This is a genomic window from Mesorhizobium sp. M8A.F.Ca.ET.208.01.1.1, from assembly GCF_004791315.1.
Classification (GTDB): domain Bacteria; phylum Pseudomonadota; class Alphaproteobacteria; order Rhizobiales; family Rhizobiaceae; genus Mesorhizobium.
Genome location: NZ_SRUT01000005.1, coordinates 95,302 through 104,808, shown reverse-complemented (window position 1 = coordinate 104,808; position 9,507 = coordinate 95,302). Strand labels below are relative to the sequence as shown.

Below are 9,507 nucleotides of genomic sequence, written 5' to 3'. Positions count from 1 at the left end.
TGTTTAATTCACTCAATGATTGCTCCCGGGCGAAGCGCATCGATGAGCGCGAGCCGCGGGGAACTGCGCACAGAGGAGACGTTTCTCGTGAGTTACGCAGACCTGAGAGGGTTCATCGAGGCGCTCGATAACCAGGGCATGGAAGTCGACCTCGCATGTTTTCCTGTACAGCAGTGGCAAAAAGCGGCACCTGGCGTCGACACGGAAGCTGAAGAGGCGGCGCTGGCGTTCATCGACTGCTCTCCCTGATCGAAGCTCCGTTGCGGAGCATTTTAGGTACAATATATACCTACACTGTGTACCTTTCTAACGCGTTTGGCAAACGCAAATTTCGAGGCGAGGAGCGCAGCGCTCATGACCAATTCAAGGCATACACATGCACTCCAGCAGGGCAGCGCCGGACCCAGTGACCGCCGATCCGAGCGTTTCGTTCCAGCTGCGACCGTTTCGCACCCCGACCTCCTGCGCGATGGTAGCGATTATGAGTTTCGAGATACGATCCATCTGATGACACTCGCGATTGGTCGCCTTCTGATCTGTCGCGATGCGTTTGGAAGACGGGCCAACCTTACGGGGTCGCAGTTCGCTGTTCTTCTCGGCACCGCATATTGTGAGGGCTGCGACGGCGTGACCATAAGGAAGCTTTCAGAACACGTTCATCTAGCCCAGACGCACGTGACGACCGAGGTCGGTCGCCTCGTTCGCATTGGCCTTCTTAAAAAGAAGCCAAGCTCGAACGACCGACGGTCCGTGCAGGTCAGTCTCTCCGACAGCGGTCGCGATGCGGTGGCCCGACTCACCCCCTTCATTCGCACAGCTAACGATTTGCTCTTTGCAGGTGTCACACGATCGGAAATCGACTCGGTCCGCAACTTCTTCGCGAAGGTGGTTTCAAACAGCGAAGGCGCGATCTTTTTCGTCAAGAAGCGGCCCGAAGGCACCTTTCCCTCGCTGGTGCTCGCACCGACGTGATGGGCTTGGCCTAAGAGATGGGAGCTCGTTAGTCGGGGCGCGCCACGCGATAGCCGCCGGGCGGCAGTTCCGGCCTTATGCCGTGGTTAGAGCGTCAATGATATATTGATCGCGATATAAATAATGACAATAATTACGAAGAGCCCGATGAGCAAACCGCCAGCGGGCCGGCGGAAGTAAGATATCATCCGAGAATGCAAACCATGGCCGGCATTTGTGGTCATTTCGGTTTCAATACCATCCCTTGTGCCAAAACTTCCTATAAGTGAGCCAGAACCAGATACTAGCGTAAGTTCTTGGTTTCTCAAAGCTCGCGAGAACGGCCGTGGTCAGGTTGCGAAAGTCCACGCGTTGCAGATGAACTCGTAGGGTGTCAGACCTTGAGGGTCTTGAGCTACGGGCAAAGTTGGCTGCCTACGGGAGGAACCGGTCAGAGCAGTGAACCGTGCTGCCCTTGGCATTGCTCGTTTCGCCTTGCGGCGAGGTGACCCTCAACCTTTTCGCTCCTGCTTGGCTCTGGCAAAGCCCCGATCCGTCGCGATAAATCGCTCAAGCATGGGCACAATCAGGCGAAGGGGATCGGCGGAAGGCTGACCCGCGTCGCGGCCAAGGATCTCAGCATATCTGGACAGATCGCGGTGCAGCGGCGCCGGCAGTTCCACTGTGACCTTGACCGGCTTGTCGTCTGCAATCGGACCGAGTTTCAGCTTGGCCATTTTCAGCCTCCGTAGGGTTCGAGCACGAGATCGCGCGTAACGACGACACGCACATTGAAGCCTGGCCGTATCGTCAGCGTCGGTGCGATGTTGAGTTGGCGCTGGACGATTTGCTGGCCCACCTGGCTGAGGCTGTCGGAGGCGCCGCCGCGCAAGGCGCGCACGATGTCACTTTCCTGGCCGGACGAGCCGGCCTCCGCGCCAACGCTGAGGATGGTGGTGAGTGCGGCCGCCTTGAACAGCTCGGCCCAATGGTAGTCGACGCCGTCCTCAAGGCCGGCATAGCCTTGGGCGTCAGTGCCGGGCTGGCGTTCAAGAACAATGGAGCGTCCGTTGGGAAAGACCAGCCTGCTCCAGACAAGCAGCACGCGCCGCTGGCCGAAGCCGACCCCATTGTCATACTGGCCAATGACACGCGTGCCTTGCGGGATCAGCAGCGAGCGACCCGTCGGACTGTCATAGACATTTTCGGTCACCTGCGCGGTGATCTGACCAGGCAGATCGGAACGGATACCGGTGATGAGGGCCGCCGGGATGACGGCCCCTGCCTGGAGCACATAGGGCGATGCCGGCGGCGTGACGCGATCCGGCGTCACGGTGCGCCGATCAGCGGCCGCATTCAGAAAGCCAAGCTGGCGGTCTTGTGTGGTCGACTGGCCGACCTGACCGGCAAGCTCGGGGCCGCCAAGGTTCGCCGGAGAAGTTCCCCCGGGCGGGGTTTCGGCCATCGCCGCGGTTGACTGCCCTGTCTGGAAGAAGACGCGCGAGGTTCGGGCCGCCTCCTCTTCGGCCCGCCGGCGCTGTTCAGCCTCATCGACCATGGGTGTCGCGATCGTTGGCGGCACGACGGGCTGTCCCTTGTTCTGGGCATCAAGCATCGGCCGGCCAAGATCGCCAGGCAGTGGCGGTCCAAGAACAGGGCCGGTATAGTCGCGCGGCAGGCTGGCCAGTCCGTCGGCGGGCTGCCTGTTGGACGTCGAGTAGAGCTCGTCGCCATGCCTGCCGGTTTCGCTCGTCTGAAGCGCGTAGATCAGCGCGCCGCCGACGCCAAGCGATGCACATAAGCTGATGCCGGCGAGCACTTTGCGCGACAGGCGGGTGACACGCGGCGGATCGGCGCGAAGCTGCATCGGCGCAGCCGGTATTTCGTTCTCGTTCACGAGTGCTCCCCTCCCCTTTGACGAAATGCGTTCTTTGCATTCGGCACGGCGTTGGCGCCTGACATCCACAGGCCTCTCCTCGTGGCATCGGTGCGGACGATCCTGACGGTCTGTTGCCGCTTGCCACTGCCAAGCCGCAATTCCCCGGCGCCAAAGAGTCGGTCGACGATCAGGGTGTTCTGGTAGACGCGGCTGTTGGCAATCTCGGCCTCGCCGTCCGGGCCGATGACGAAGATGGGCGGCATCTCGCCTTGCACGATCCCGCGTGGAAACTCGACATAGACCCGCCTGCCGTCGTCATAGACGGTGACGGGTCTCCAGGGGGGCGCGTCGCCGGTGAGACCATAGCGGTAGTTGCGTGCGGTGATGGCGGGAATCACCGGTGTCGCGGGGATCGCCCGCGCTTGTCCGGCCGGCGGCGCCGGATAGGCCCATGACACGGCGGGCATGTACGGCTTCTCGCCCGATCGCAGCTCGATCATGTAGCTGCGCCGGTCGGTGGTGATGACGAGATTGGTGTTGATGTCCGAGCGTGAAGGCTTGACCAGCACGTGGACGCGCCTGGTGACGCCCGCTCCGCTTTCGGTGTCGCCGATGATCCAGCGCGCGGTATCGCCCGCCGCGATCGGACCTTCGCCGGTCAGGCTTTCGCCAGGCTCAAGCGCGATGTCCGTTATCTGTCCTGGAGCGGCATAGACCTGATAAAGGGCTCCTTCACTCCAGGGATAAATCTGAATGGCGTTGTAATAGCCCTCACGACGCGGTTGGACTCGCGCCGCCGCGTTTGCGTTCTCGACGCGCGCCACCGGCGTGCTGCCGGCGACACCGCCGCGGGCCGGGACCCACCCTGGTGGAACGTGCAGCGGCTTTGGCCTTTCATCGAGCCCGGCTGCCGGAGCGGCGGGCAAAGGCGGCACGTAGGCATCATAGGAGATCTGAGGTGGTTTCTGAGGTGTGGCGCAACCGGCAAGTATGGAGCCCGATAACAACACCACGGCAAACGCCGACCTTGTCAAAGCCGGAGTGGCGATGACACACAATGGCAGGTTCATTGGCTCATCTCCCGGGACCAGTTGATGGCGTTGACGTAGATGCCGAGCGGATTGGCCCGAAGACGTTCGGCGTCGTTTGGCATTTGTGTCACGATCGTCAGGATCGCGGTCCAGCGCTCGGTGCCGGAAAGCTGGCCGTTTTCGTAATGGTGCTCGATCCAGGCAACACGAAAGGAGCCCGGTGAAGCCCTGATGACCGAAGAGATATCCACCGCGACCTGCTGCTTGCCGACCCTGGAGAAAGGGTCGTTGGCGCGGGCGTAATCGTTGAGCGCCGCGGCGCCCTGGTCGGTGGTCCAATCATAGGCGCGCAGCCAGTCCTGGCGCAGGATGATCGGATCGGCGGGGACGGAGCGCACCTGTTCGACAAAGCGGGCGAGATGCCACGCTATCTGAGGATCAGTCGGCTTATAATCCGCGATCGCGGGCGCGGTCGCTTGAACCTGGCCCATCTTGTCGACCTGCACGACCCAGGGCACGACAGTGCCGCGGCCCAATTGCCAGACCAGTGACGTGGAAAGGCCTGCCGACAAGATGAGCGACCCGAACGCCATGGCGCGCCAGTTGCGTGCCTGCACGCGAGCAGACCCGATGCGCTCATCCCAGATCTGCTCCGCCTTCTGATACGGGGTTTCCGGTCGAGGAGTCTTGCCGTAGTGGACGTCGGGTCGCCTAAAGATATTCATCTTGTCATTTGCCTTCAGAAAGAGAAATCGAAGCTCCGCCGCCATGGCTGTCGCCGGCACGCACCGCGTGGGCGGCGGTCTGGGCGCCATGAGAGAGGCGTTGAGAGCGCTGCAAGCGTCTGGCCCATTCCGGCTGTCCGTCGGCGGCGGACGGCTTGCCCACGCCGGACGCAGGCGCCGCGGCTGACAACGCGGCGCCGCCGATCGTTCCCATGGTGGTCGACGAACCGCCGTGGATTTCAGCCGCCGAACTGGCGCCGGAGGCGAAGCTGGACTTAAACGATTGACCGGTGTTTGCGGCAGCGCGCTTGAGAGGAGAGGAGGCTGCCGCAGCGCCAGCACGCGCAATGCCGCCCAAGCCGGAGGCGATGCCTGCCGCGCCAGCTTGGCCGGTGGCGCCAAGCGTATAAGCGGCCGAGGCGCCGCCAGCGAGTGACGTCCCGCCACGCGCGGCTGACATCGCGCCGGAGAATGCGGCTGTCCCACCTCGCGCCGCCAGGCCGGCTGCGCCATGGCCCGCAACCGCCATGCCCCCCGCGGCAAGGCCAGTGCCGACAGCCGCACCCGCGCCGAGCTGCGGTCCACCCGAGACGAGGCCGTTGGCGATGCCGGGGCCGAAGATGCCGAGGCCAAGCAGCGACAGCGCCGCCAATACGATCGCCATGGCTTGGTCGATGGTGGGGCTCTCACCGCCGAAGCCTTGGGTGAATTCGCCGAAGAGCGTCGATCCGATGCCGATGACGACGGCAAGCACCAGAACCTTGATGCCCGACGAGATGACGTTGCCGAGCACGCGCTCGGCCATGAAGGCCGTCTTGCCGAAGAGACCGAAGGGGATCAGCACGAAGCCGGCCAGCGTCGCCAGCTTGAACTCGATCAGCGTCACAAAGAGCTGCACCGCCAAGATGAAGAAGGCGAGCAGGACGAGCGCCCAGGCAAAGAGCAGGCAAGCGATCTGGATGAAGTTTTCAAAGAAGGAGACGTAGCCCATCAAACCGGAGATCGCCTCAAGCAATGGTCGTCCCGCATCGAGACCGGTTTGCGCCACCTTGCCGGGGTGCAGCAGGTCCTGTGCCGAGAAACCGGTTCCACTCGCCTTCAGACCAAGACCGGAGAAACTCTCGAATACGATTTGAGCGAGACCGTTCCAGTTGGATATCAGATAGGCGAAGACACCGACGAAGAGTGTCTTCTTGACGAGCCGAGCAAGAATGTCGTCATCAGCGGCCCAGCTCCAGAAGAGCGCGGCAAGCGTCACGTCGATGACGATCAGCGTGGTGGCGACGAAGGCGACCTCGCCGCCGAGCAGGCCGAAACCGCTGTCGATGTAGCGGGTGAAGGTGGCCAGGAACTGGTCGATGACACCGGTATTGCCCATATCTATCGGGCCTCGTGCAGGACAGCATCCGGCGCGTCAGGCTCGCCTATCGAGCGCCCCGACGGCTCTTTGAGACCGAGGAAGCGATCGCGCTGTTCGGCCCACAGCCGCGGGCATCCATCGTCACGCAGGGCAGCCTCACCGAGGACCTGGCAGCGGCGCAGACCATCGCGAAGCGGGTTCGGCATCAAGCCTGCGGTTGTGTACGCGCGCTCGCCCGCCGGCCTGGTCTCCTTCCGGCTCGTACCGAGCGCGGCCGCCGTAACGGCGGCCGCGACAAAGATGACAGCTACAATGCGAGCGAGCGTGTTGCCGTCCATGGCCTTCGATCTCAGCGGTTGAACATCTGGGCCGAGCCGGCCTCGTAGCCGGAGCCTGGCGCCAGGAAGCGGCGGCGTTGCTCGCGGCCCTGATCGACCGCGGCGGCACGTTCGGCCTCACTTAGAGCCTGGGCGCGGCCGTTGGCGGCGACCACAGCGGTCAGGTCCGCGAGCTGCTGGCCCTGGAGCGCAAGCAGCTGATTGCCAGCTTGCGTCGCCTGCAGCGCTCCCGTCGCCGATTGACTGGCGCCGACCAGCGCCGACATCTGCGCGCGGCCGGTCTCGATGTTTCCAACGACGCCCGCCTGGATGCGCATCGCGTCCTGAAGGCCGCCCACCGTGTTTTGCCAGCGCGAGCGCGCGTCCGTGACGAGATCCTGGTCGGATGCGGAGAGCGAGACGCTGCCATATTGCTGCTGAAAGGCCTTGTCGACCTGCTGGACGTCGAAGGCGATGTTTTGTGCTTGGCCAAGAAGCTGTTGCGTGCGTTGCACCGACTGCTGCAGTTGCTGCAGCGAGGACAAAGGCAGGCTCGCCAGGTTGCGCGCCTGGTTGATCAGCATCTGGGCCTGGTTCTGCAGCGAGGTGATCTGGTTTGTTATCTGCTGCAGCGACCGCGCGGCCGTCAGAACATTCTGGGAATAGTTCGATGGATCAAACACGATGAAGGCATAAGCTGGCGCGGTCATCATCGGTGAGATGGCGACCGGCGCGGCAAGCATCGCCACGACCAGAAAGATGACGCGCGGTCGGCTTTGATGAACAGTCATGGTTGGGAATCCTCTTCAGGTTCGGGAAAGATGAGGTTGGGAATGAGGTCGGCGGCCCAGCCGACGTCACGGGCACGCAGCCAGGCCGCCAGGAAGCCCTCGCGGCCATGCTCGGCGATGATGCTGCCGATCAGGGCCTGATCGCTCTTCGAGGACGCGGCGCAAAGTGCCAGCCCGACCGCGGACAGGCCGAGCTCGAAGAGACGGTTGCCGCGACGGGACTGGCAGTAGTAGTCGCGTTTGGGTGTCGCTCGTGCCAGGATTTCGATCTGGCGGTCGTTCAGGCCGAAGCGCCGATAGATGGCGGTAATCTGTGGCTCAACCGCGCGCTCATTGGGCAACAGCAGCCGGGTTGGACAGCTTTCGATGATCGCCGGCGCAATGGTCGAATTGTCGATATCGGCAAGTGACTGGGTGGCGAAGACGACGCTGGCGTTCTTCTTGCGCAGCGTCTTCAGCCACTCGCGCAACTGCCCGGCAAACCCCTCGTCATCGAGGGCAAGCCAGCCTTCGTCGATGATGAGCAGCGTTGGACGCCCGTCGAGCCGGTCGCCGATGCGATGGAACAGATAGGACAGGACAGCCGGCGCGGCTTGCGTGCCCACCAGCCCTTCGATCTCGAAGGCCTGCACGGATGCCTGGCCGAGGTGTTCGGCCTCGGCGTCGAGCAATCGGCCGTGAGCGCCTCCGACACAGTATGGGCGCAATGCCTGTTTCAGGTCATTGGCTTGCAAGAGCACACTGAGCCCAGTGATGGTGCGCTCCTCGACGGGAGCCGAGGCAAGCGACGTCAGCGCCGCCCAGATATGCTCCTTTGCGTCGGGGGTGATCTGGATGCCCTCGCGCATCAGGATCGCGACGATCCAGTCAGCCGCCCAGGCGCGCTCGTATGTGTCATGAACCCGGGCGAGCGGCTGCAGCGAAACGGAGGCGTCCACGCCTTCGGTGAGCTGCCCCCCGAGATCGTGCCAGTCGCCACCCATGGCGAGTGCCGCGGCGCGGATAGAGCCACCGAAGTCGAAGGCGAATATCTGAGCGTTGCGGTAGCGGCAGAACTGCAGCGCCATCAGCGCGAGCAGCACCGACTTGCCAGCGCCAGTGGGGCCGACGACCAGCGTATGACCGACGTCGCCGACATGAAGGACCAACCGGAACGGGGTCGAGCCTTCGGTCTTGCCGTAAAGCAAGGGAGGACTGACCAGATGCTCGTCCCGTTCCGGCCCCGCCCACACGGCGGACAGCGGCATCATGTGGGCGAGATTGAGCGTTGAGATGGGAGGCTGACGGACGTTGCCGTAGGCGTGCCCGGGCAAGGAACCGAGCCAGGCGTCGACGGCGTTGACTGTCTCGGCAATCGCCGTGAAGTCGCGGCCCTGGATGACCTTCTCGACAAGCCGTAATTTCTCGTCGGCCACGCGCGGGTCGTAATCCCATATGGCGACGGTCGCGGTGACATAGGCCATGCCCGCCATGTCGGCGCCGAGCTCCTGCAACGCCGTGTCGGCGTCGGCCGCCTTGTTGGCGGCGTCGGTGTCGAGGAGGGCTGACGCTTCGTTGGTCATCACCTCCTTGAGGATCGAGGCGATGCTCTTGCGCTTTGCAAACCATTGCCGCCGTATCCTGGTCAACAGGCGGACAGCGTCGACCTTGTCGAGCAGGATCGCGCGGGTCGACCAGCGGTAGGGGAAGGCCAGCCGATTAAGGTCATCAAGCAGGCCGGGTGTCGTGGCGGTCGGGAAGCCGACAATCGAGAGCACACGAAGATGCTTGTCGCCAAGTCGCGGCTCGAGCCCGCCGGCGAGCGGTTCATCGGCCAGCAGTGTATCGAGATAGATCGGCGTCTCGGGAACACGAACCTTATGGCGTTTGGTCGAGATCGTCGAATGCAGGTAGGTGAGCGTTTCGCCGTCATCGAGCCAGTGGCATTCCGGCATGAACCCGTCGAGCAGGGACAGTACGCGCTCCGTCCGGTCGACAAAGGCGCGCACGATCTCGCCCGGATCCGCGTCCGACTGGTCGCGACCCTCATAAAGCCACCCCTCGGCACGTGTGGCGTCTTCGGGCGGTGGCAAAAACAGGAATGTAAGAAAGTAGCTCGATACGAAATGAACCCCCTCCTCGTCAAAATCGGCTTTGCGCTCGGCATCGAGCAGGCTGGAGGCCGCATTGTGAAACTGGCTCTCGGGATAGGAGGCGGCTTCGTGCCGCTGCGCTTCGACAAAGACGCTCCAGCCCGAGCCGAGGCGACGAAGGGCATTGTTGATGCGCGACGCCACCGCAACCAGCTCGGCCGCGACGGCGGAGTCGAGATCGGGGCCGCGAAACCGCGCTGTGCGCTGAAAGCTGCCATCCTTGTTAAGCACGACGCCCGGCGCGACGAGTGCTGCCCAAGGCAGATAGTCGGCAAGGCGAGCAGCGGTCCGGCGGTATTCGGCAAGGCTCATCATGGCGGC

The 9,507-nt window shown here is 63.4% G+C and carries 10 protein-coding genes; 2 read left to right on the top strand and 8 right to left on the bottom strand.

All coding sequences use genetic code 11. From position 1 onward, the window contains the following. Both EN851_RS36410 and EN851_RS22460 read left to right on the top strand, forming a co-directional pair. A partial coding sequence (locus EN851_RS36410; protein WP_210234931.1) for a hypothetical protein occupies positions 1-249 on the top strand: 249 nt, incomplete at its 5' end. A 105-nt stretch (positions 250-354) separates the two neighbouring features. Further along, positions 355-972, top strand: a complete 618-nt coding sequence (locus EN851_RS22460; protein ID WP_135906851.1) for a MarR family transcriptional regulator — start codon at positions 355-357, stop codon at positions 970-972. Between the two features lie 491 nt (positions 973-1,463). Here the strand turns inward: EN851_RS22460 and EN851_RS22455 are convergent, their stop codons facing one another. From EN851_RS22455 to trbE, 8 genes are read right to left on the bottom strand one after another with little or no spacing between them, the layout of a single operon-like run. Further along, positions 1,464-1,688, bottom strand: a complete 225-nt coding sequence (locus EN851_RS22455; RefSeq protein ID WP_135880872.1) for a DUF2274 domain-containing protein — start codon at positions 1,686-1,688, stop codon at positions 1,464-1,466. Positions 1,689-1,690: 2 nt separating this feature from the next. Next, complete coding sequence (locus EN851_RS22450) at positions 1,691-2,848, bottom strand: TrbI/VirB10 family protein (protein ID WP_135880873.1); 1,158 nt, start codon at positions 2,846-2,848, stop codon at positions 1,691-1,693. After that, complete coding sequence (gene trbG, locus EN851_RS22445; RefSeq protein ID WP_135906850.1) at positions 2,845-3,900, bottom strand: P-type conjugative transfer protein TrbG; 1,056 nt, start codon at positions 3,898-3,900, stop codon at positions 2,845-2,847. Before trbG ends, EN851_RS22450 begins: the two co-directional genes overlap by 4 nt. Next, positions 3,897-4,586: a conjugal transfer protein TrbF gene (gene trbF, locus EN851_RS22440; RefSeq protein WP_135907075.1), complete on the bottom strand. Its 690-nt coding sequence runs from the start codon at positions 4,584-4,586 to the stop codon at positions 3,897-3,899. Before trbF ends, trbG begins: the two co-directional genes overlap by 4 nt. A 4-nt stretch (positions 4,587-4,590) precedes the next feature. Continuing rightward, positions 4,591-5,964: a P-type conjugative transfer protein TrbL gene (gene trbL / locus EN851_RS22435; RefSeq protein ID WP_135906849.1), complete on the bottom strand. Its 1,374-nt coding sequence runs from the start codon at positions 5,962-5,964 to the stop codon at positions 4,591-4,593. A 2-nt stretch (positions 5,965-5,966) separates the two neighbouring features. Next, positions 5,967-6,284 (bottom strand): putative entry exclusion protein TrbK-alt, encoded by a 318-nt coding sequence (trbK-alt, locus tag EN851_RS22430; RefSeq protein ID WP_135906848.1) that lies wholly within the window; start codon positions 6,282-6,284, stop codon positions 5,967-5,969. A gap of 11 nt (positions 6,285-6,295) precedes the next feature. Further along, positions 6,296-7,054: a P-type conjugative transfer protein TrbJ gene (gene trbJ, locus EN851_RS22425; protein ID WP_135906847.1), complete on the bottom strand. Its 759-nt coding sequence runs from the start codon at positions 7,052-7,054 to the stop codon at positions 6,296-6,298. After that, complete coding sequence (gene trbE / locus EN851_RS22420; protein WP_135906846.1) at positions 7,051-9,501, bottom strand: conjugal transfer protein TrbE; 2,451 nt, start codon at positions 9,499-9,501, stop codon at positions 7,051-7,053. Before trbE ends, trbJ begins: the two co-directional genes overlap by 4 nt. Positions 9,502-9,507: the final 6 nt, after the last annotated feature.